The organism is Paenibacillus wynnii (assembly GCF_030812855.1).
Lineage (GTDB): Bacteria > Bacillota > Bacilli > Paenibacillales > Paenibacillaceae > Paenibacillus_AQ > Paenibacillus_AQ wynnii_A.
In genome coordinates, this window is the sequence record NZ_JAUSTK010000023.1 from 42683 (window position 1) to 64489 (window position 21807).

At 44.2% G+C, this 21807-nt stretch carries 18 protein-coding genes, 5 tRNA genes and 1 pseudogene; 3 read left to right on the top strand and 21 right to left on the bottom strand.

All coding sequences use genetic code 11. The features are described from left to right. Window positions 1-139 precede the first annotated feature (139 nt). Entirely contained in the window at window positions 140-619 is a 480-nt protein-coding gene (locus J2T20_RS18855) for a glutathione peroxidase (protein ID WP_307590890.1), read from the top strand. 87 nt (window positions 620-706) lie between these two features. Here J2T20_RS18855 and J2T20_RS18860 read toward each other — a convergent pair whose 3' ends face one another. The 10 genes and pseudogenes from J2T20_RS18860 to J2T20_RS18910 all read right to left on the bottom strand — a co-directional run bounded on the left by J2T20_RS18860 (window position 707) and on the right by J2T20_RS18910 (window position 12959). Next, the gene (locus J2T20_RS18860; RefSeq protein ID WP_307590891.1) at window positions 707-1069 is read right to left on the bottom strand and encodes a DUF1304 domain-containing protein; all 363 of its coding nucleotides are present in this window, start codon (window positions 1067-1069) and stop codon (window positions 707-709) included. A gap of 598 nt (window positions 1070-1667) precedes the next feature. Beyond that, window positions 1668-3944 (bottom strand): GH32 C-terminal domain-containing protein, encoded by a 2277-nt coding sequence (locus J2T20_RS18865; RefSeq protein WP_307590892.1) that lies wholly within the window; start codon window positions 3942-3944, stop codon window positions 1668-1670. Next, a complete protein-coding gene (locus tag J2T20_RS18870) occupies window positions 3941-6418 on the bottom strand; it encodes a PfkB family carbohydrate kinase (protein WP_307590893.1) in 2478 nt (825 codons plus the stop codon). The genes J2T20_RS18865 and J2T20_RS18870 overlap by 4 nt, the downstream gene beginning before the upstream one ends. A gap of 117 nt (window positions 6419-6535) precedes the next feature. Beyond that, window positions 6536-8200, bottom strand: a complete 1665-nt coding sequence (locus J2T20_RS18875; protein ID WP_307590894.1) for an extracellular solute-binding protein — start codon at window positions 8198-8200, stop codon at window positions 6536-6538. A gap of 117 nt (window positions 8201-8317) precedes the next feature. Beyond that, window positions 8318-9202 carry a carbohydrate ABC transporter permease gene (locus tag J2T20_RS18880; protein ID WP_307590895.1) on the bottom strand — a complete coding sequence of 295 codons (885 nt, stop codon included), beginning with the start codon at window positions 9200-9202 and terminating at the stop codon, window positions 8318-8320. 36 nt (window positions 9203-9238) lie between these two features. Then, window positions 9239-10135, bottom strand: a complete 897-nt coding sequence (locus J2T20_RS18885; RefSeq protein ID WP_307590896.1) for an ABC transporter permease — start codon at window positions 10133-10135, stop codon at window positions 9239-9241. A 640-nt stretch (window positions 10136-10775) separates the two neighbouring features. Next, window positions 10776-11780, bottom strand: a complete 1005-nt coding sequence (locus J2T20_RS18895; protein WP_307590897.1) for a LacI family DNA-binding transcriptional regulator — start codon at window positions 11778-11780, stop codon at window positions 10776-10778. A gap of 395 nt (window positions 11781-12175) precedes the next feature. After that, window positions 12176-12250: pseudogene (locus tag J2T20_RS18900) on the bottom strand (RNA polymerase subunit sigma-70); the annotation flags it as partial. A gap of 178 nt (window positions 12251-12428) precedes the next feature. After that, window positions 12429-12511, bottom strand: a tRNA-Leu gene (locus J2T20_RS18905). An 82-nt stretch (window positions 12512-12593) separates the two neighbouring features. After that, a complete protein-coding gene (locus tag J2T20_RS18910) occupies window positions 12594-12959 on the bottom strand; it encodes a helix-turn-helix domain-containing protein (protein WP_307590898.1) in 366 nt (121 codons plus the stop codon). A 145-nt stretch (window positions 12960-13104) separates the two neighbouring features. Between J2T20_RS18910 and J2T20_RS18915 the strand changes: the two genes are divergently transcribed. Then, a complete protein-coding gene (locus tag J2T20_RS18915; protein ID WP_307590899.1) occupies window positions 13105-13302 on the top strand; it encodes an XRE family transcriptional regulator in 198 nt (65 codons plus the stop codon). 37 nt (window positions 13303-13339) lie between these two features. After that, the gene (locus tag J2T20_RS18920; RefSeq protein WP_307590900.1) at window positions 13340-13987 is read left to right on the top strand and encodes a hypothetical protein; all 648 of its coding nucleotides are present in this window, start codon (window positions 13340-13342) and stop codon (window positions 13985-13987) included. 68 nt (window positions 13988-14055) lie between these two features. Here J2T20_RS18920 and J2T20_RS18925 read toward each other — a convergent pair. The 11 genes from J2T20_RS18925 to J2T20_RS18975 form a co-directional block, all read right to left on the bottom strand. Continuing rightward, a tRNA-Leu gene (locus tag J2T20_RS18925) sits at window positions 14056-14138 on the bottom strand. 3 nt (window positions 14139-14141) lie between these two features. Further along, a tRNA-Glu gene (locus J2T20_RS18930) sits at window positions 14142-14216 on the bottom strand. Between the two features lie 82 nt (window positions 14217-14298). Beyond that, window positions 14299-15420 carry an alanine dehydrogenase gene (gene ald / locus J2T20_RS18935; RefSeq protein ID WP_307590901.1) on the bottom strand — a complete coding sequence of 374 codons (1122 nt, stop codon included), beginning with the start codon at window positions 15418-15420 and terminating at the stop codon, window positions 14299-14301. A 132-nt stretch (window positions 15421-15552) separates the two neighbouring features. Continuing rightward, entirely contained in the window at window positions 15553-16752 is a 1200-nt protein-coding gene (locus J2T20_RS18940) for an ABC transporter substrate-binding protein (protein WP_307590902.1), read from the bottom strand. Window positions 16753-16821: 69 nt separating this feature from the next. Then, window positions 16822-17523, bottom strand: coding sequence for an ABC transporter ATP-binding protein (locus tag J2T20_RS18945; protein WP_307590903.1), 702 nt, complete (start codon window positions 17521-17523; stop codon window positions 16822-16824). Window positions 17524-17529: 6 nt separating this feature from the next. Then, window positions 17530-18312 (bottom strand): ABC transporter ATP-binding protein, encoded by a 783-nt coding sequence (locus tag J2T20_RS18950; RefSeq protein ID WP_307590904.1) that lies wholly within the window; start codon window positions 18310-18312, stop codon window positions 17530-17532. Further along, window positions 18281-19255 carry a branched-chain amino acid ABC transporter permease gene (locus J2T20_RS18955; RefSeq protein WP_307590905.1) on the bottom strand — a complete coding sequence of 325 codons (975 nt, stop codon included), beginning with the start codon at window positions 19253-19255 and terminating at the stop codon, window positions 18281-18283. The genes J2T20_RS18950 and J2T20_RS18955 overlap by 32 nt, the downstream gene beginning before the upstream one ends. A gap of 12 nt (window positions 19256-19267) precedes the next feature. Beyond that, a complete protein-coding gene (locus J2T20_RS18960) occupies window positions 19268-20173 on the bottom strand; it encodes a branched-chain amino acid ABC transporter permease (protein WP_307590923.1) in 906 nt (301 codons plus the stop codon). Between the two features lie 547 nt (window positions 20174-20720). Beyond that, a tRNA-Ser gene (locus tag J2T20_RS18965) sits at window positions 20721-20809 on the bottom strand. Window positions 20810-20816: 7 nt separating this feature from the next. Continuing rightward, window positions 20817-20892: transfer RNA gene (locus J2T20_RS18970), tRNA-Asn, on the bottom strand. Between the two features lie 119 nt (window positions 20893-21011). Then, entirely contained in the window at window positions 21012-21767 is a 756-nt protein-coding gene (locus tag J2T20_RS18975; protein ID WP_307590906.1) for an MBL fold metallo-hydrolase, read from the bottom strand. Window positions 21768-21807 lie beyond the last annotated feature (40 nt).

The following is a 21807-nucleotide window of genomic DNA, read 5'->3' on the forward strand; positions in this document are numbered from 1 at the left end:
AGTTCTTTCTGAATATCTTGTCTCTTTTTAGCCATTATTGCCATGAAAGTCCTTCTCTACCCGTTCCTAGAGGTTTGACTATCACCATTAATAGTGTACAATTAAATTGTTATAAATATATGTTCGGGAGGTATTATTCATGAGTATCTATGAGTTCGAAGCCATCACCCTTCGCGGGCAAGAGGAATCGTTATCCAAGTATAAAGATAAAGTACTACTAGTCGTGAATACAGCCAGCAAATGCGGATTTACCCCTCAATATAAAGGCCTTCAAGAGGTGTACGAGAAATTTAAAGACCGCGGATTTGAAGTACTGGGTTTCCCCAGCAATCAGTTCGCCGGACAAGAGCCGGGTGAAGGTGAAGATATCGCCGAGTTCTGTGAGATCAATTATGGAGTAACCTTCCCTATGTATGAAAAGATTGATGTAAAAGGTGACGAAGCCCATCCTTTATTCAAGTACCTGTCCAAGGAAGCCCCCGGTATTCTGGGATCCAAAAGCATCAAGTGGAACTTCACTAAATTTCTGGTCGATCGCGAAGGACGTGTAATAAAGCGTTATTCACCACAAACAACTCCGGATCAGATTGAAGCCGACATCGCTAAATTGCTGGAATAGATCCAATTTTAAAAAGGATACTCCACCCCAACAGCTTTTGAACTGGCGGGTGAGTATCCTTTTTTTACGGACATATCTTAAATTAACTTACCATTGGAATAAGACAGCGATTATAGCAAGAAAAGCAGGTAAGGCTTGAATATAGATTATGGATTTCTTGGCAGTTAAGCTTCCTACAATCCCCGCAATTACCACACATCCCAGGAAAAATAATTGAATGTGTTGACCCACAGTTTCATCAGGATAGACCAGGCCCCAGATTAATCCGGCAGCAAGAAATCCATTATATAAGCCTTGATTAAAGGCCAGCGATTTGGAATCCTTAGCTACTTGTTCAGTTGTACCGAAAGCCTTCATCCCTTTGGGTGTAGCCCATACGAACATTTCCAGATATAGAATATAGATATGTATAGCTGCAACTATTCCAACCAGTATCATGCTAAGTAACATTTACGTCCCCTCCAAATTTGCTAGATAACTGTGATTATAGCACACGCCTTTTACATTTACCTCGAAGTGGACACAGCGGACGCTATTTACTCTAAAACACTAATTTTCGATCTATCCGGACTGAGAAGGCGTTATTGTAACTGAAATTCACCAAAAACGAGTGTTTCCCAACGAATAGCAGAACCTCAGTCCGCATAGGTTTTCAACTGATCACCAGAGCTAAAATAAGGGCTATACAGTCCGCTTAATCACTACATCCTCGCTAACTTCACACAGGTGGGTTGGAGTAACATATCAAAAAAGGCTGTTCCTGGATCTTTTTCAAGATTCCATAGAACAGCCCGTTAATAATATAGATAGATACCCAATTTCTTGGCATATTGAGGCAGGAGGCTCTGGAACATGGGCGAGCTCAGCAAATTCCCAGGCATGATCGCATTCACACGGATATTATGCTAGATCAAGGACAAGACTTTGGGTAAGACCTCCCCCTCCGAATTTCGAAGCAGAGTAGCCCACATTAAAGCGCTTCAATAAAGGCATAATGACTTAAAGGTTTGATACTATACAAATGGTGAGGAGCGCCTAGGCGCTCCTGTTACCAAATGGACTTCATTTCCCAAATTTCCATGGATTTAACCAGCAGTTCCCCATTCCCCCAGATCTCGAGTCCTAGAGCATCCTTACGGCTCGGATACGCACGGGTCGTAAGGCTCTTTAATCCGTTGGCATAGACTTCGATCATAGAGCGATCTAAATAGATATGCAGCTTCAGATTCTCCCCCGACAGTTCCAGCTTACCGCCTTGAACCCCGCTACATTTCTCACCCGGATGTTGTGTCGTCTTTGTCCGATCAGCCAAGAGCATAGTCTGATTAAGATCATAATACAGCAGAGTTTCTTCTTCCCCATCCGGTGTTTTACGGACTTTAATTCCGAACTGAGTAGCACTGCTTGGCTCAATTTCTACTTGAATCTCAAGCATGTCGCCTTGGACATCCTTGAGAAGTACATTAGCTTCAGCCAATGACTTGTCCTGCATCCATAACCGCTTCTCGCCGCGCAATAATTGAAGCTCCTGAATCGGCTCGATTCCAAGCCTTCCATCTTCCCTCAAGTACACACTTAGCGGCAAGCCGCCGTTATGGGCCCAACCCGATTGGTATTCCAGCTCAGATGTACGGTCGCCCTGCGCGATTGTAAAGACGATGTTTCTGCCCGTCATCGGATCAACCATTCCGCTTGGACCGGTAAAGTGGAAATCTCCAACATCTATCAATTGGGGCTCCTCTTGATCTGGAAGAAACGAAAGATCCTGCTTATTAAGCTGTCCGATCCAATAGAACACCTCGACATCCGCTCCTGCTCCCACAGGACTGACCAGCAGGAGATACTTTTTCACACCTTGCTTGTCACTGCCCAGAGGAAGAAATACAGGGAGTTCCCAAATAGGTCCAAGATAAGGATACTGTTGAATATCCGCCTCAAAGAATGACCCTTTGTATGTCCAGTTCAGCATATCCTGCGAGGCAAACGCCAATGCTGCCCCACCTCTGCCTTCGATTCCAGATCCAACCAAGGCATACCAACCTTCATTATCTTTCCATACAAAAGGATCCCGGAAATCGCCGAATGCACCGATCCCCTTCTTCTGCACAATGAGCGGTTCCGGATGTTTAACCCATTGAACAAGATCCGGGTTTTTATCCCATGAATAGGTACTTCGAGCAAGCGCCACGCTCTGATTCGGTGAAGCACTATCATTGGCAGCTGTAAAGAACAAAACAGGTAGACCATTTGCATCATAGGTGGCGCTTCCCGACCAAACCCCGTCGGGTGATAATTGATCTTTCTCGGGTGCCAAGGCCACGGGCAAATCACGCCAATGCACCAAATCCTTACTTACCCAATGTCCCCAATGGATCTGATGAAAGAACGGTCCAAGCGGGTTATGCTGATAGAACAAGTGATATTGCCCGTCAAAATAGATAGGCGCATGGGGTTCGTTCATCCAATGGGCCGGCGGGCTGACATGATACTGCGGTCTGTGCCGATCCAGCAGCAGAGGCGTTCTGTCGAGCTTGATATCATCGTACTTTAATTGCGGGTGCACTCCTCCGCGGGAATTCAGCACTTGCCGATAAGAAGCGGCTACCTCTTCCGCGCTTAGGGCTACATTATAAATCTTAAGCTCATCGAGCATACCACTGAACATTTGAAGACTGAACACTTCAGCTAGCAGGGCACCATGGTTATTCTTTCCTATGAGCACATCCGTGTCAGCAGCTTCAACCAGGCGAGAACCGCGGGGCAGCTCAGCCGAAGCGATTTCACTGCCGTTCAAATACAGCTTGATTTCACCTTGATTCCCGTCGAAAACAGCGTTTACGTATGACCATTCATTCTTGGGCAGTGCATAGCCTTCAGGAGACCAAAGCTCTTTCCATTCCCCTCCCTCTAGTCCGACTTGGAAGGACCAGGAGCCGTGACGGAACATGCCCAGCAGATAACCCTCCTTGCGGTCCACGTTGTAGCGGTTCACAAGGGCGGCCAGCTTGTTTCCTCCCCCCCATTCATAGGAGCGAGGTGCAACCCATATCCCGATACTTAACGCAGAAAGAGGTTGCGGTTCGCCATTTGAATCTCCTTCATTGAACGGATGGGCAATATAAGTCGAGTAACCATCGAACAGAAGTCCGGTTCCCATTGCTCCTTGTCTCCACTGGGGAGGACAAGGTTCGGTAAACTCCGCTTGGTTAAACACATACTGAATGTCATCCTTGATTTGGGATATGCTCTCGAGAGCGCTTGCTCCAGCCCCTTCATCAAAGGCCCAGTACATCATTAGCCCGTGATTATCGCTTACTCCACTCATACATTAACCCTCCTTGCTATCTGCTCTGTGTTGCACTCGGGCATATGAATAGAATGAAGAGTATGGATATGAAGCGAATTAAGCTCAGCCCTCCCTGTTTCTGTATTTATCCAGACATTGTCGATCGGTTTATCAGGGAAAATTTGATCTGTCAGCGCTACCAGTCCTTCATTCGCAAACACTTCAACCACACTGCGATCCAGCCAGATACGCAGCTTGATGCTCCCATTCTCAGGAACTACTCTGGCACCATGCTTGCATGCAAATGACGAGTTAAAATCAGTCAGACCCGACTTCGATCGGTCGATAAACAACCACTCGCGCTCAGGGTCATAACCGATAATCGTCTCACTCTGCCCGGAGGACCTCAATTTGATATGAACTTCGTCTCCGGAGCGGATATCGATGTCGATCTCAATCTCCAGCAGATCATCGTTAGTCTTGTGAATAAACGGGGACTCCTGTGTAACCGCTACATCACTCCAAGAGATAGACTCTTTGCGCAGTTTCTCTATTTCCTGAACAGGCATTTGTGTAAGAACCACACTCCCGTTTCGGTTGGTCAAGGACAACACGCGGGGGAGAGTCATGGCACCTCGCCAAGAACTAGTAGGTGTATAGTTGGCATACTTCCAGTTGCTCATCCATCCGATGATTACGCGCCGTCCGTCTTCCTCCGGGATATCCGACCAAGACACTGCCGCGTAATTATCCCGTCCCTCATCCAACCACAGCACCGTATCAGGAGTATTCTCATTTACAAATTTCCAGCCATCAAAGCTTCCAATGAAATATTGGGTTTTGGAGCCTTCAGGATAATCCGGATTGTCTCCGATACTTACGATCAATACCCATTTTTTCTGATTGGATCCATCAATTGGTAACTCAAATAGATCCGGGCATTCCCACACACCGTAGTGTGAACCATCCGACTTCCCGAATTCACTGGCGAAATCCCAATCCTTTAAGTTAGCAGAACGATAAAAGCGGATATGGTCACCACACGCAAGAGCCATAACCCAGACACCATCTTCCTCCATCCAGAAGATTTTGGGATCACGAAAGTCGGTGATTTCGATATCGGACAGGATGGGATTTCCCGAGTAGAGCGTCCAACTTCTGCCTTTATCCTTACTGTACGCCAAGCTTTGGCGCTGTCTCGGTCTGTCTGAATCCGGGTATATATCCGCATGGGTGAATATAGCAACCAAGCCGGACCCGCCATCAAATAATCCGCTAGTATTCTTCCAATCCACAACTGCACTACCGGAGAAGATGGCACCATTATGATCCGGTGACAAGGCTACGGGAAGTGTTTCCCAGTTCACCAAATCCTTGCTCACTGCATGTCCCCAGTGCATAGGACCCCATATGGTGCTTTCGGGATGGTGCTGATACAACAGATGGTATTCTCCTTCAAAGTAGACCATACCGTTTGGATCATTCATCCACATAGCTGGTGGAGAGTAATGGAATTGAGGTCTGTAGGATTCTTTGGACAAATCCACGCCTGTTGACTGAACTAATTTAATAACCTGCTGATAGGTTGGAATTGCCGGAATGGCTCCTTTTCGTGTCGTTACCAAAGCACCTACTGCGTTAGCAAAGCTAACAATAGGGATCCAGTCCTCATCCCTGATCCGCTCGATGCTACACCCTCTCTCAATCAGCTGATAGAGGAAACCGCCAAGGAATGCATCTCCAGCTCCGGTGGTATCCACGGTATGCACTTTGAAACCGGGCACATCCGCCCATTTGGAGCCGGACCCGAACCGAACAAAGCAACCTTTTTCAGCCTTGGTCACCAGGATCACTTTCACCTTGAATTGGGTCTGAATTTGACGGCTACCCTCTTCCAAATCAGTGAGGCCCGTAATAAACTGAAGTTCCTCTTCGGAAATTTTGACAATATCCGCAAGAACAAGCCCTTCTTTAATCTTGATTTTCGCCTGCTCCAAATCCTCCCAAAGGGCAGGTCTCAGATTAGGGTCAAATGAAATGAGAGCTCCATTCTCTTTCGCCTGGATGCACGCTTTTAGGGTTGCACTTGCAGAAGGCTCATGAGTCATTGATACGGAGCCGAAATGAAAGATTTTTGTATCTTTGATCTGTTCCGGGTCAATATCATCAATTTCTAAAAGCATATCGGCACCAGGGTTACGATAGAAGCTGAATGAACGGTCGCCATCTTCTTTAAGATGGACAAAAGCCAGCGTTGTATTGGCATGACTTTCCTTCACTAAACCCTTTGTATTAACACCATTTTCAAGCAAAATCTGAGTAAGATATTCTCCAAATTGGTCTTCACCGACTTTGCCGATAAATGCCGTGGATTTCCCAAGTTTAGACAACACAACAACCACATTCGCAGGGGCTCCACCGGGATTGCATTCAAATAGCTGCTCCCCCTTCTCAGACATGCCTGCAGGAGTAAAATCTATTAGTACTTCTCCTATTGCTGTAATATCAACCATATGTTTTTCCACTCCTAGTCTATCATTTATATATACGATTCTAATCCGAAAACATATATAGCAAGCCTGAGTGAAGGCATCTCATTCAGGCTTGCTACATGCCTTACCTATAACATTTTATTTCCGAGCTGCGAGATAACGGTCATACCCATCTTGGTATATCTTCATCAAATCATCCAAGCCCATATCTTTAAGCGAGGCCAGGTAATCGCTCCACTCGGAGTCAGAGACCCCTTTTAACATGAATTTAGCGCGCATGGAGTTAGTGTATGTTTGTATCTCAGGTTTCAGCTTATCAATAGTCTTCAACTCTTCTTCTGTAAAGAAGATATTCGGGTATTTCTCTTTCTGCATTTGTGGTACAAAAATGTTTTTGATATCATCCATTCTTTGTTGTGCCCGTGCTTCCGGAGGCGCAATATTCTGGAAGTCTTCACCAGTGAATACTCCCCCTCCACCTAGTGATACGGTTTGACGGAATTCCCCTGGATTACTGATATCCGATTTCTGTTTCAATTTTCCATCGGCAGATTTCTCAAACCATTCGCCAATAGGGCCCCAACGTACTTCCGCAGTGGTTTCCGGTTTGTATATCAAATCCAGCCACGCAGCAATCAATGCAGGATTCTTTGCTTCTTTTGTAATAACCGATCCCCCTCTATTAAGTGCGGAACCACTGTTCCATTTGACAACCATATCTTTAAAAGGAGGGACGATCGGATAATGTTTGTCACGTTCAGGACCTACTACGTCTGTACGATCCCACCAGAGAAAAGAACCAAGGGTTTCCTGCTCTGTCTTCCCTTTCGCATAATATTGCGTATATTCTTGAGTGAAGGATTCCGTATCAACAAGCCCCTCTTCCACCCATTTCGCGATCTCGTTTACAGCATCTTTAAATCCATCTTGAATAGCAGAGTAGGAAACCTTACCATTGTCCACATTTAAATGTTCAGCATATGCGTTGTTACCGGGTTGATAGGTTTTGTCTGGTATACCGAAAGCTCCGAACAGATAACCGATATCACCCGTCCAGAATGCATTTACGAAGGATAAGGGAATTTCATCTGCTTTTCCGTTGCCATTCGGATCTTTGGTTTTAAAGGCAAGCAATACATCATGATATTCTTGAAGAGTGGTTGGCATTTTCAGATCCAGCTTTTTCAGCCAATCCTCATTTATATACAAGAAATCCGGGTTAGCACCAATCTCTTCTTGACCGGTGCCTAACTCCTCACCTGCCGGAAGAGAATAAATATTGCCGTCAGGGGCAGTAACTTCGGCTTTGATATCCGGTCTCTTTTCAAATAAAGCTTTCAAGTTAGGCATGTGTTTGTCAATCAGATCATTTAGAGGTATAATGGTCTCGTCCTGACCGTATTTCATCAGCTCTGTATCTGTGAACGTCGCTCCGTAGAACATTTCAGGCAAGTCGCCACTTGCTATGAGCAGATTCTTCTTCTCGTTGTAATCTGTCTCGACAATTGTATTCCATTCGATATGAACATTTGACATTTCTTCAAGTTTTTTAGCCATGGTCATTTCGTTATAATCGCTTGGCGCCAGCGGAGCTCTACGGGCAACCACCTTTAAGGTGGTTTTTTCTTTTAGTGGAAACTGAATGGATGCACTTTCATCCACTTGATTTCCACTATTCTCTGTTTTCGTACCTGTATTGCCATTGTTGCTTACATTGTTGCTTTCATTGTTACTGTTACATGCCGTAGCAAACACGGAAACGGTCATCATTACTGCCAATAGACCCGCAGCTTTTCTGTTCATTCTTCTTAACCTCCCTGTTAAATTTGCTTATTTTATACTTTTTAATCGGGGATTAACTAGTCCCATACTGATTCAGTCCCACAACACCTCCTTTATGACGATCTAACAAGCTAGGTCTCACCCTTTCACCGAACCCACCATTACTCCTTTGACAAAATATCTTTGTAAGAACGGGTATAAGGCTAACAGTGGAACTGCGGAAACGATAATAACTCCGAACTTGATCAATTCCGTCACTCGCTGTTTGGCCAGCATGTTATCAATATCCATAAGCATATTTCCGGATGGTTGGCTTTGGATTAGGATGTTTCGAAGAACCAGTTGCAACGGAAACTTATCACTATCACTCAAGTAGATTAGGGCATCGAAGAAACCGTTCCATTGGCGTACGACAGCGAAGAGGACAAGAACTGCAATAATCGGCTTAGATAAAGGAAGGACAATACTCCATAAATATCTAAGGTTCCTCGCTCCATCAATGGCGGCTGCCTCTCTCAACTCTTCAGGCAATTCCTCGAAAAAGGTTTTTGCAATAATAATCAGGAATGCATCCATTGCACCAGGGAGAATGACTGCCCACATCGAGTTCATCAAATGCAAGTCTTTTACAACCAGATAAGTAGGAATAATACCGCCATTGAAGAACATCGTGATGATAAAAAAGGTCATAATTACATTTCTGCCATAAAAATCTTTCCTCGAAAGGGGATAAGCCGCCATGATGACGAGAGCTGTGCTGACTAATCCATTCAGAGCTGCGTAGAGAATGGAATTCTTATAACCGTTCCATATTGAAATGTCGCTGAAAATTCTTTTATATCCGTCAAAGGTTATATTTTGCGGCAGTAACCATACATCACCGGAATAAATCCTGTTTGGGTCACTGATAGAAGCGATCACTATAAAATATAAGGGATACAGAATCATTAAGGTGAAGCAGCCTAGAAACAAATAATTGACAATATCAAATGCTAGATCTGATTTGGTTTTTCTCTTTAACATGGTTTCTCTCCTCCTCTTAACAGGCGTTCTTCACACCTAAAACAAGCCCTTGCCGCTTATTTTCTTGGTTGTTTTATTCACAATGACCAGTAGTATTAGGTTTATCACGGAGTTAAACAGTCCGATTGCAGCCGAAAAGCTGTATTCCGCTCGCTGAATCCCCACCTTGTATACGTAAGTCGGGATAATCTCTGATGTAGCGACATTCAAATCAGTCTGCATAAGAAACGCCTTTTCAAACCCAACGTTCATTAGATTGCCAACAGCCATGATGAACAAAACAATAATGGTAGGTGCAATGCCCGGTAAATCAATATGACGAATTCGATGCAACTTGGAAGCACCATCCATAACGGCCGCTTCATGCAAATGGGGGTCGATTCCTGCTAGTGCAGCCAAATATATAACTGACGCAAATCCAGTTTCCTGCCAAACGGAAGAGAATATGTACAGAGGTCTGAACCATTTCTCTTCTCCCATGAACATAATCGGATCGCCGCCGAAGGCGGTTACTATATGATTTATCAAGCCGCTGTTTGGGGATAGGAAGATGAACAGCATCCCGACCAACACGACGGTTGAAATAAAATATGGGGCATAAATCGCAGTTTGAATGAACTTTTTCATCTTCTGCTGTCTTAATTGATTCAACATAATGGCTACAATAATAGGGAAGGGAAAAGCTATGGCCAAATTGAGCAAGCTAAGCAATACAGTATTTCCTACGATTTGCTTAAAATTGTATGATTCAAAAAAGCGTTGAAAATGTTCTAGCCCTACCCATTCACTGCCCCAGACCCCTTTGGAAGCTACAAAATCTTTAAAGGCGATTTGCACCCCATACATAGGCCAATATTTAAAAATTGTAAAATAGGCTACTGGGAGCAAAATCAATAGGTATAATTCATAATTCTTTTTCATTTTCCCAAGCATGTATTTCCCTCCATCTCTCTAGGTAAACGTTTACGTAATAGATTTGAGCTCTTTATATAACTTTGTAAGCTCCCCTGCTTCTAATTGTACAGTTGACATGTGCACCGATTATTTAAAATATAAGAGCTTGTCTAAAATAAAACACACTTGCCAAAACCCTTATTCCAAAGACGGGTAATCGTTTACGTAATCGTTTTTATATAATTATAATATTTGTTTTTGACAGCGTTGTCAATTAATTTTCTTTCCTTGAAGCTCTTCTTCCGATAGCTCGAAATTCGGCTTATGAAATGAAAAACAGACAGGGGATTTAATTACCGAACACAGACCGTAAGGGTGACAGACGGTAGGCTTCTGATCCCGAACAGTGTAAAAGTTGCCCGCTGTTGGGCCAATGCACGCAGTCCCTTAATCACCGAAAGTGGTGACGTGGCATGTCTGGGAGGACAGCAAAGAATGGGTCGGAGTAAACGGCTAAAGACCTCTCAGGTTTAATTCCAGTAAACAATACAGAAAATGATAACGCTTACAACCTATTTCAACAAACTCTTTTCCCTAAGAAGGAATTGCGTGTAGAAAATCTCATTATAGCGAAATAATTAATCTGTTAGGTAATCGATTACTTTTATAAAAAAAAAAGTCAGAGCGATTGTCTGACTATTATATTGGCATTTAAGCGATACTCCTGTTTTCCGGAAGTCCCGTCCTCAATTCTCTGTAATATCACTTCAGCAGTTTTTACACCAAGCTGGAATGAAGGCTGTTGGATAACGGTTAACGGCGGATGAGTGACCCGTGTCCACAGAAAATCATCGAATCCAACAACGGCTAACTGGTCCGGTATACGAATTGAATGGTCTTGCAAATACGCCATTGCGCCCATTGCCATCACATTATCCGTCACAAAAATAGCTGTTGGATTCCTCTCCAGCAAATCCCCCATGTTTCTGTATCCGCTCTCAAAGCTTACATCTCCAAAACAAATCAACGAATCATCCAAATTAAGACCTGCGCTCATTAACGTTTCAGAATAACCCTCATACCTTTCAATCGTTGTTGTTACCGAAAGGGGACCGGATAAAAAAGCAATTCTTTGGTGCCCTTTGTCTAGAATTTTTTGTATTGCTTCCTTAGTCGCAGTTTTGTTATCAATGAGTACGGAATCTCGTTCACAATCATTAGGGACCCTATCAATATAAACCACTGGATAATCTCCGAACAAAAGTTCATAATCACAATCCCTACTGGCCGGAGCCACGATCAGTCCGTCAATCATCTGTGAATCAAACATACTGATTTCTTTGTTTTCTACTTCAATATTGTCACTGGAGTCACTCAAGACAAGATGATAGCCCCTTTGTTTCAATACGCTTTGAACTCCGGCTGCTACCGACATAAAGTAAAAATTAGAAGTTTCTGAAGCAAGGATCGGTGCAAGAAACGCAATAATATACGACTTGCGGCTACGAAGAGAGCGGGCTACCGAATTGATTCGGAAGTTCAACTCATTCATTGCAAAATGCACCTTCTGTTTCGTCTCATTGGACACAAAACGCGTCCCGTTGATGACATGTGAAACAGTAGCTGTAGATACATTAGCCCTTAAAGCCACGTCTTTAATACTGACATTCTTTTTTCCAGTCATCTAAATTACACCTGTCTCATTTCGCATTAAGCATCTCGATACCTCAATTGTGTTTCCCACCGTGTTTATTGGAGTAAACGATTACTTACAGTATAATATATTTTCACTAGAAGCTTTTGTCAATTATTATTGTTATTCGAGTGATTATTCCTTTATTTACTGCGAGATGACTTTTTTAGGTTTTTATAAAATGACCCGCTAATCATATGCCTTCTCTTCTCATGTATTTTTATGAGCTGATTTAATACAAAAATCCGCTGAACTATATCTTCTGTAAAGAAAAACTGTCTCTTAAAATAATTTATTTGGTTCTGATATGGACCCTGATGCTTTTCTCTTTTTTCATTAATATGTAGCAGTTGATTATGGATCTCATATACTTCCTTATATATTACGGCGATCTCCCGCTGCGTTCGCTCCTCCCCGCCTATATCCAGCCCAAACCGCCCAACCACAACCTCCTTTTCCCGGTTTTTCTTCCTAGCGTAACCTTCAAGGCTATCCTAGAAAACGAACAAATTGAGCAACAATTTCGGTCAACAAATCGTCAACAAATGCCTCTAACCAAAGTGGGACAACAACTTGTTACGTTAAAAGAGCAACAAAAAAAACCCTTGCATAGCAAGGGTTTTCTTCGAATAAACATTATGCGGTAGAGAGGACTCGAACCTCCACGGGTATACACCCACTACCCCCTCAAGATAGCGTGTCTGCCATTCCACCACTACCGCGCGGTGAGTAAAGACATAAAAATTGTTTGAGGCCAACATTCATTATTATAAAACTACTCCGACTAAAAGTAAAGATGCAGATTTAGGAATTGTCGTCCGCCGCTTTAAGCTTACGGAATTCGGTAAAGGCAATATACTCCTTAATAAACTCCTTCTCACTTGGGAGAAGTTCATCCGTTTGGCAATCCAATTGCCGTATTTGCTCAAAAAAATAAATCTCTGCACTTTCGCGAACGATTTCGGGGGCATTTTTGCCCAGGATGAGCCAATCCAGACTAACATGAAAAAAAGCCCCGATCTCAATCAGCTTATGGGTTCCCGGGGTAGACTTGCCTCTTTTCCAATCCCCCATGTTGCCTGTACTGATATTTAACTGCTCGCAAAATGACTTCTTGGTAAGTCCCTTTTGTTTGATCAAATACTCTATACGCTCGTATATGGATTGCATTCACAAAACCGCCTTCCAAACTCATAGAAATACTTATTTAAGGTATATTTTATTGAAATATGACGTAAAAAAGTATATAATTAACTAATACTATGTCTTACTTCATTATATCATAGGGCTGGAAAGTCGATAAGAGGTGAGTCCGGTGAATAGCAAAAGTCCCATAACCCCCTATGGCTGGGCAATTAAACAACGCCTTACAGAAATGTGTGTGAACCAGAAGGATTTCTGCCAGATCCACGGAATCCCGCCCTATCGTCTCTCTAATCTGATTCACGGAACACGCAAAGCTGAACGGTTTCGGCGGCAGATCGAGGAACTGCTCAACCTGCCACTGTCTTAAGCCTTCCATCCTGAAAGATCTCAAGGAGCGATAACCTTTGTCAGAAAGCGTATCATCTTCTATCACGCATTCGCTAGAAGCTCTGCCTCAGAATACATGGGTTATCGACAGATATGGAGTGATTCAGTTTGTAAGCAGTAGTTGGATTACGTACAGTAAAGAACACGGTTTATCTCCACGCAGAGAGTATGTCGGGGCCAATTGCTATGAGTTATTTCAGGAGTTCATTACCGACCAGCATCAATGGCTAACGTTGCTAGAATCCTTACAAAGTATTTTTCAAGGAGAACGCCTGGTATTTAGCACTAAATTCACTGCTGTAAGTACCTTTAAGAATAGCGGTAGAACTTTAGGGTTGGAAGCCTTTCCTCTTATGACAGACCTGACTTCGGCAATCAGCAGCCTTATCATCTCATTGAAGGATCTAGGCCCTGTTTTAAAAGAACGTCATATACAGCCATCCAGAAGCTTTCGCTCCATACACAAGCCTCCGTACAAACTCCGGCTCATTCCCATCTGTGCCTCTTGTAAATCGATTCGCAACAATAAAGAGGAGTGGCTCAGGATTGAGCAGTACTTGCAGCAGAAGCTGTCTTTGCAGTTCACACATGATATCTGCCCGGATTGTATACGGCAGCTCTATCCCCAATATGCTGGCGCTTTGAAGAACATTCTTAAGAATTAGAAATTTAGACAATAAAAAAAGGTAAGGTGCCCTCTGCTAAGCAAAGGATTCCTTACCTCTTCGTGTTATGCGGTAGAGAGGACTCGAACCTCCACGAGCATACGCTCACTACCCCCTCAAGATAGCGTGTCTGCCATTCCACCACTACCGCATATGGTGACCCGTATGGGATTCGAACCCATGTTACCTCCGTGAAAGGGAGGTGTCTTAACCCCTTGACCAACGGGCCATACACTATGAAAATATGTTCTTTTCACAACAAAAATGAGTATATCAAACCTTAAAGAAACTTGCAAGCATAATTTTTAAAATTAGTTTTTCAGCACCTCTACACCATCAGCGAATTCATATCCAAGGCTCTCTGCTACCGCAAGATTCGTTACGTGTCCAGCAGCTACATTTATCCCCCTGAACAGCGAAGCATTCTGTACGGATGCTTTTACAATACCAAGGTTAGCAATTAGCAGCGCATATGGCATAGTTACATTGGTCAGTGCAAGTGCCGAAGTACGAGCTACCGCTCCTGGCATATTAGCAACAGCATAGTGTATGACACCATGCTTAACATAAGTGGGATTAGCATGAGTTGTAATTCTATCAATCGTCTCAATCGAACCTCCTTGATCAATAGCAACATCGACAATGACAGACCCTTCTGCCATCTGTTTAACCATGTACTCCTTCACCAATTTGGGTGCACGAGCTCCCGGGATCAGTACCGCACCTATAAGCAGATCTGCCTTCCGAACCGCTTGTTCAATGTGGTAGGAATCCGACATGATTGTAATTAAGCGTCCGCCGAAAATATCATCCAATTCACGCAAGCGGCTCGCCTTCGAATCCAACACGGTAACCTGCGCACCCATACCAAGGGCAATTTTGGCTGCATTTGTCCCTACAATTCCCCCGCCAACAATTACCACCTCAGCCGGCCTTACACCGGGGACTCCGCCTAACAAAATACCTTTGCCGCCATGCGGCTTCTCAAGCAGCTGAGCTCCAATCTGTACAGCCATACGCCCGGCAACTTCACTCATCGGGATAAGGAGCGGCAACGAGCCGTCTTCCAGCTGAATCGTTTCGTATCCAACCGCTGTAACTCCACTGTCTACAAGTGCCTTCGTCAGTCCGGCTTCGGGAGCCAGGTGTAGATAAGTAAACAAAATTAGCCCTGAACGGAAGTAGCCATACTCTTCAGGCAGCGGCTCCTTCACCTTCATGATCATCTCTGATTTTGCCCACACCTCAGAAGCTGAATAACTAAGATCCGCGCCCTTCTCCAGATACTCAATATTCTCAAAGCCACTACCTGCACCTGCGGATGGTTCTACTAGCACTACATGACCCGCTTTTTTCAACGCTTCTACTCCGGCTGGTGTAATCGCAACGCGATTTTCGTTGTTTTTGATTTCTTTGGGTACACCAATAATCATCTTAACCCCTCCTCCAAAGTTTACTCAAAGCATACTTTATTAGAAGTATCTCCAATTTCAGCATAAGACAAAATGACCCCGGAAGCACTAGGCTCCCGGAGCTAAAATACACAGTATGTCAGAAAGTTTGGTTTAAGGATTTACTTTAGCTTCAAAGGTTTGTTTACCGTCAACGAATTTCAGAACGACTGCCGCTTTAACAGGGTCATGAGTTTCGTTCATTGTAATTTTACCTGTTGCCAACTGTAGATCCTTAGTCGCTGCTAACGCATCCTTCAACTTCGTTGCATCTGTGGATCCCGCACGAGTGATTGCATCAGCTACCAGCTTCACAGCATCATAACCCAGTGCAGCCATTCCGTCCGGTACAAGATCGCCATTAGCTGCCTTAAAGGCGTCTACGAACGTTTTTACTTCAGGAGCGCTGTCTTCCGGTGAATAGTGATTGGACATGAACGTGTTATCAAGGGCTGCTGCACCAGCAATTTCAGCCAGCTGCGGAGAATCCCAGCCATCGCCGCCCATGAATGGAACGGTAATACCCATTTCACGCGCCTGCTTCAGGATCTTACCTACTTCTTCATAATATCCAGGAAGATAAATAACGTCCGGGTTAGCTTCTTTAATGCGAGTCAATACGGCTTTGAAGTCGGAGTCTTTTTGTTGGTAGGACTCTTCACTCAAGATGGTACCACCGCTTTTCGTGAAAGTCTCTTTAAAGAATTTTTGCAATCCTTTAGAGTAGTCACTGGAAGTATCGGTATAGATAACTGCTGTTTTTGCTTTCAGTGTTTCGGTAGCAAAGTTAGCCATAACCTGACCTTGGAAGGGATCGATAAAGGAAGCGCGGAATACCCATTCATTCAGATCTCCTGAACGCTCATCAACGGTCACCTTAGGGTTTGTAGCTGAAGAACTGACAAGCGGGATTTTTTTGTCCTGTGCTACAGGTACAATTCCCAGCGTGTTTGTTGAAGTTGTAGCACCGATAATAGCAACAACTTTTTCAGTTGTTATCAGTTTTTGCGCTGCACGGGTTGCTTCTTCAGACTTGGAAGCATTGTCGGCTTCGACAAGTTCCAGCTGTTGACCGAGCACTCCACCTGCATCATTAATTTCCTTCACAGCCAATTTAGCACCTTTCAGTGCGGAGTCGCCGAAGGAAGCCTGACCGCCCGTAAGCTCGAGGTTCGCTCCAATCTTGATGGTTCCTGCCGCAGCATTTCCACCGTTTGCAGCAGCATTACTTTCATTGTTTTTGTTGTTTCCGCAGCCAGTTGCCAATGCCGCAGTTAATACTGTCGTTAAAATAATGGCCCCGATTTTCTTCATTCTCTTCCAGCCTCCTAAGTATTATATTTATATGTTGGTTCTGTGATGCAGCTAAGAAATAATGATGTGTTAATGACCCAGATAAGCCATCTTAATCTCTTCGGAATCCGCCAATTCCTTGGCATCTCCTTCAAGGACCACTCTGCCCGTCTCAAGTACATAGGCACGATGGGCGATCTTGAGTGCTTGGTGGGCATTCTGCTCGACAAGCAGCACGGTTGTTCCTGAGGCATTAACCTCCTGAATGATCCGAAAAATATCCTGAACCAATAGCGGAGCAAGACCCATGGAGGGTTCATCAAGCAGAAGCAACTTGGGATGACCCATCATGGCGCGCCCCATCGCGAGCATTTGCTGCTCACCGCCGGACAATGTTCCGGCCAGCTGTTTCTTTCTTTCCAGAAGGCGAGGGAAGGTTGTGTATACTTTTTCGAAATCGGCTGGCAGACTGCTGGAATCCTGAAGATAGCCGCCGAGCTCCAAATTCTCTTCCACAGACATGTTCGCAAATACACGTCTGCCCTCAGGACAATGGATAAGCCCTTGCTTCACAATTGACTGAATGCTTTGGTTCGTGATGGATTTATCTAAAAATTCAACACTGCCGGTCTTCGGTTTAAGCAACCCTGAAAGCGTCTTGAGCAAGGTTGATTTTCCGGCACCGTTAGCTCCGATCAACGTTACGATCTCGCCTTCATTTACTGTAATACTTAAATCCTTGAGGGCATGGATGGCTCCATAATAAACATTGATTCCTTCTACTTTAAGCATTGCTGTCTACGCCTCCTGTCCCAAATAGGCTTCGATAACCTTAGGGTTATTCCGTATTTCTACAGGTGAGCCATCGGCGATCAATATACCGCGGTCGAGCACGTAGATTCGGTCACAAACCCCCATGACCAGCGACATATCATGCTCAATAAGCAAGATAGTTAGGTCAAATTCTTTACGAATCCAGGCAATCAGATTCATAAGATCACGAGTCTCATTTGGATTCATACCCGCCGCCGGTTCATCCAGAAGCAGCAGCTTTGGACCCGCTGCAAGAGCACGGGCAATTTCCAGGCGCCGCTGATTACCATAGCTGAGGTTACCTGCGGTTTCCTCGCTTTGATCAGCAAGATTGAATATTTTGAGAATATCAAGCGCCTTTTGTGTAATCTCTGCTTCTTCCTTGAAATGCTTAGGCAACCGAAGCATCGAAGTGAATATCGAATGTTTAGCATGCTGGTGGAAGGCGATTTTTACGTTATCAAGCACCGTCATTGCAGTGAACAACCGGATATTCTGGAATGTCCGTGCGGCACCTTTCCGGTTAATTCGGAAAGGCTTCATGCCACCGACAGATTGATTATTTAGAACAATGGTTCCACTGGATGGCGGATACACACCCGTCAATAGATTGAACAGAGTTGTTTTGCCCGCGCCATTGGGCCCGATCAAACCAATCAATTCCCCTTTATCAATATGAAGGGAAACTTCACTTAGCGCTTTCAGCCCTCCGAAGGAACGACTGGCCTCTTTGACATCAAGAAGAACTACTTTCGCTGATGACGTCATCCGGCTTCGCCTCCTTTTTGCCAAATTTCATGAATGACAGACCCGTGCTGCCAAGCAACCCTTTTGGACGGAAAATCATCATAAGGATGAGGATAACTGAGTAAATAATCATGCGCAGCTCAGGTGTATTCTGCAGGGCCGTGAACAGAAGTGTCAGCACAATTGCACCCAGGATTGAGCCCGCTGTACTTCCAAGACCCCCGAGTACGACCATTACCAGAATCTCGAATGATTTCAGGAAATTGAAGCTGCCCGGATTAATTACATAAAACTTATGAGCGGATAATCCGCCCGCGATCCCGGCAAAGAGTGCACCGAGTGAAAAGGCAATTACTTTGTATAGAGTTGTGTTAATCCCCATAGCTTCAGCAGCAATTTCATTCTCGCGAATCGCGATACAAGCCCGGCCATGAGAAGAACGGATAAAGTTATTGATGACTACGATGGTTAATAGTGTGAAAAAGAACATAATGGTCCATGTTGTTTCTGCCGGAATACCACTTAGCCCTGAAGCACCTCCAACATATTCGGTATTCAGCAGCACAATCCGGATGATCTCACCGAAGCCGAGTGTTGCGATAGCCAGATAGTCTCCGTTAAGCCGCAGTGTTGGAATACCAATGAGCACCCCGAACAATGCCGCCACTAAGCCAGCGATAAGAAGTGCAAACACTAAAGGAACATCAAAGTTTAAGGTAAGGATAGCCGAAACATATGCCCCGATGGACATAAATCCGGCATGGCCGATAGAAAACTGACCGGTAATCCCGTTAATCAAATTCAGCGATACCGCCAGCATGACGTTAATACAGACCAGAATCAATGTGGATTCCGCAACATCATCAAGAACGCCTGTAGTCAAAAGAACGCGGATGATTCCATAGAGAATCAAGGAAAAGACGATACCAAACCAGAAAGATTTATTGAGTTTTAGTTTTTTCATGTTGATCCCCACCTACACTTTCTCCCGGACATTTTTACCAAACAGCCCGGACGGTTTAAAGATAAGGATAAGGATCAGCACAGCAAATGCCACACCGTCACGCCAAGAGGAGTAACCGAGAGAAGAAATCTCCGTCTCTACTGTACCTAACAGCAGTCCGCCAACAAGCGCGCCCGGAACACTACCTATACCTCCAAGTACAGCAGCGACGAAAGCTTTAAGCCCCGGAAGGACACCCATCATAGGATCCACAGAGTTGTAAGTCATACCGAAAATTACACCAGCCGCAGCAGCAAGTGCCGAACCGATAGCGAAGGTAGCCGAAATCGTACGGTCTACGTTAATCCCCATCAGCCGCGCTGCTTCCATATCATAGGAAACGGCCCGCATAGCTTTACCAATCTTCGTACGGTGTACGATATACTGCAGAATGATCATCAGTATGACCGTAGTAACCAATATCATAATTTGATTGGAATCCACCTGAACGGAAGATCCGAACAGCTGATATTGCTTCTTATTAAGAATTTCCGGAAAACCTTTGGCTTGAGGCCCAAGTACAAATACCCCGCTATATTCCAGAAAAAAAGATACTCCAATAGCTGTAATTAGAACAGCGATACGTGATGCCTTGCGCAGTGGTTTATAAGCCAGTCGTTCAATCGAGATGCCAAGCAGTGCGCTAACCGTCATAGAGATGATTAGTGATATGATCAGGACGATTACGGGAGGGAGACCTACCGACGCCAAATATCTGGCACTGAACAATCCGATAAACGAACCAACCATAAACACATCCCCATGTGCAAAATTAATCAGCTTGATAATTCCGTAAACCATGGTGTAACCAAGTGCGATCAGAGCATAAATACTGCCGACGGAAATTCCGTTAATTAGTTGTTGAATGAAGTACTCCATCGCCATCCCCTTTTCCCCATATTAATCAAAAATCCCCTTTCCCTGTCTTACATTTCATCTTTCTTTCTGTATGATGTTATTTATATTAACATAAGAGGTTTTTTACGTCACTATGAATTATGCTTTTTTACCACAATATTCGAAATTTAGGTGAGGTTTTATTACATTTTAATGTAATATATTTGGGAGGTATTTCGCGTTTTTGTAGCAATACGGAGAAAACGGGGGTATACACTAGATAAACGAAGTTTTTGAATAATGAATTTTCAATCCCTTTTTAATAGAATACTTTATTTTGTTGTAAATAATATAACATTTGTCTCTTTAAAGCTTCTATCCATCAACTAATTAAAGAGTTGATGCATTACATTTATTCTTCTGAACGCAAAAAAAGAGCTCACTGGGAGCTCTTATCTGTAAATCTTATGTTATTCAACGGAGAGAGAGGGATACTCTTGCTTCGCAAGAGATTGCGAAGTTTCCCTAACGAAGCTTATGCTCCAACGAACCACTGAGGGTTCTCATCCCTTACAGAGATGTTATTCAACGGAGAGAGAGGGATTCGAACCCTCGCACCGCTTACGCAGTCTAACCCCTTAGCAGAGGGTCCCCTTATAGCCACTTGGGTATCTCTCCAAATATATGGCTCCCCGAACAGGGCTCGAACCTGTGACAACTCGATTAACAGTCGAGTGCTCTACCAACTGAGCTATCAGGGAATATTTCTATACTTGAACAAGAAATAATTTATCATGATTTCTAGGCCTAGTCAAGCGGAGGTACCTATTTTGTTATCGTTTTCATCTGATAATAAAGGGGATACACTGTCAAACTTACATTACTTGTGTTGAAACCACTCTCCGTCTCCAGGAATCGTCACTCTGTCTAATAATTGTTCCTGCTTAAGTCTCTGATGCAGCAGTTCCCGCGTGATTAGGCAATGATTTATAGCATCCATATGTACAGCGACCACTGCAGTTTCTGGTGTATAAGAACATAAATCAACAACATCCTGCTCATTCATCGTAATATGTCCCCCATTCAGAAAACGAGCTCCCCCAGCATTTACAACTGTGATCTCGGGATGGTACTCATCGAGAGCCTGCTGGACCTCATTACACCATATCGTATCTCCCGCTATATATAACGTAGGCTCCCCCTCCGCTTGAAATACAACACCGGATACTCTCCCCATTAGTTGGCCAATCTCACCGCTGCCATGCTGTCCGCTTGTTCGGGTTAAGCTTACATTACCTAGAGATAATCCATTATCAATTGCCGTAATATTGTTAAAACCCTGCGAGGCTATTCTCTCTTGGTCACCCGTTTGGCATAAGAGTTGAATATCAGGGGACAGTGAAGACACAGCGGCAGTATCCCAGTGATCTTGATGAAGATGTGTTACTAGTACAACATCAGGCTTGAGCCAAGTGTCTACAGGACCCGGCAAAGAAACAAGTGGGTTCCTTCGATCATTGGCAGTATTCATAATCGGGGGATTCTCCCCATGTTCACTTAGCATCGGATCAATCAAAAAAGTAATACCGCCATATTCCAGCCATAATGCAGCGTGACGAATGAGTTGGAGTTTCATTCAGGTACACCCCTTCTTTTATTTATCTACTACAGCAATT

What these genes read in the sequence shown, in the direction of transcription:
- J2T20_RS18855 (WP_307590890.1), top strand. Translation starts at nt 140, where the DNA reads ATGAGTATCTATGAGTTCGAAGCCATCACCCTTCGCGGGCAAGAGGAA.
- J2T20_RS18860 (WP_307590891.1), bottom strand. Translation starts at nt 1,069, where the DNA reads ATGTTACTTAGCATGATACTGGTTGGAATAGTTGCAGCTATACATATC.
- J2T20_RS18865 (WP_307590892.1), bottom strand. Translation starts at nt 3,944, where the DNA reads ATGAGTGGAGTAAGCGATAATCACGGGCTAATGATGTACTGGGCCTTT.
- J2T20_RS18870 (WP_307590893.1), bottom strand. Translation starts at nt 6,418, where the DNA reads ATGGTTGATATTACAGCAATAGGAGAAGTACTAATAGATTTTACTCCT.
- J2T20_RS18875 (WP_307590894.1), bottom strand. Translation starts at nt 8,200, where the DNA reads ATGAACAGAAAAGCTGCGGGTCTATTGGCAGTAATGATGACCGTTTCC.
- J2T20_RS18880 (WP_307590895.1), bottom strand. Translation starts at nt 9,202, where the DNA reads ATGTTAAAGAGAAAAACCAAATCAGATCTAGCATTTGATATTGTCAAT.
- J2T20_RS18885 (WP_307590896.1), bottom strand. Translation starts at nt 10,135, where the DNA reads ATGCTTGGGAAAATGAAAAAGAATTATGAATTATACCTATTGATTTTG.
- J2T20_RS18895 (WP_307590897.1), bottom strand. Translation starts at nt 11,780, where the DNA reads ATGACTGGAAAAAAGAATGTCAGTATTAAAGACGTGGCTTTAAGGGCT.
- J2T20_RS18910 (WP_307590898.1), bottom strand. Translation starts at nt 12,959, where the DNA reads ATGCAATCCATATACGAGCGTATAGAGTATTTGATCAAACAAAAGGGA.
- ald (WP_307590901.1), bottom strand. Translation starts at nt 15,420, where the DNA reads ATGATTATTGGTGTACCCAAAGAAATCAAAAACAACGAAAATCGCGTT.
- J2T20_RS18940 (WP_307590902.1), bottom strand. Translation starts at nt 16,752, where the DNA reads ATGAAGAAAATCGGGGCCATTATTTTAACGACAGTATTAACTGCGGCA.
- J2T20_RS18945 (WP_307590903.1), bottom strand. Translation starts at nt 17,523, where the DNA reads ATGCTTAAAGTAGAAGGAATCAATGTTTATTATGGAGCCATCCATGCC.
- J2T20_RS18950 (WP_307590904.1), bottom strand. Translation starts at nt 18,312, where the DNA reads ATGACGTCATCAGCGAAAGTAGTTCTTCTTGATGTCAAAGAGGCCAGT.
- J2T20_RS18955 (WP_307590905.1), bottom strand. Translation starts at nt 19,255, where the DNA reads ATGAAAAAACTAAAACTCAATAAATCTTTCTGGTTTGGTATCGTCTTT.
- J2T20_RS18960 (WP_307590923.1), bottom strand. Translation starts at nt 20,173, where the DNA reads ATGGAGTACTTCATTCAACAACTAATTAACGGAATTTCCGTCGGCAGT.
- J2T20_RS18975 (WP_307590906.1), bottom strand. Translation starts at nt 21,767, where the DNA reads ATGAAACTCCAACTCATTCGTCACGCTGCATTATGGCTGGAATATGGC.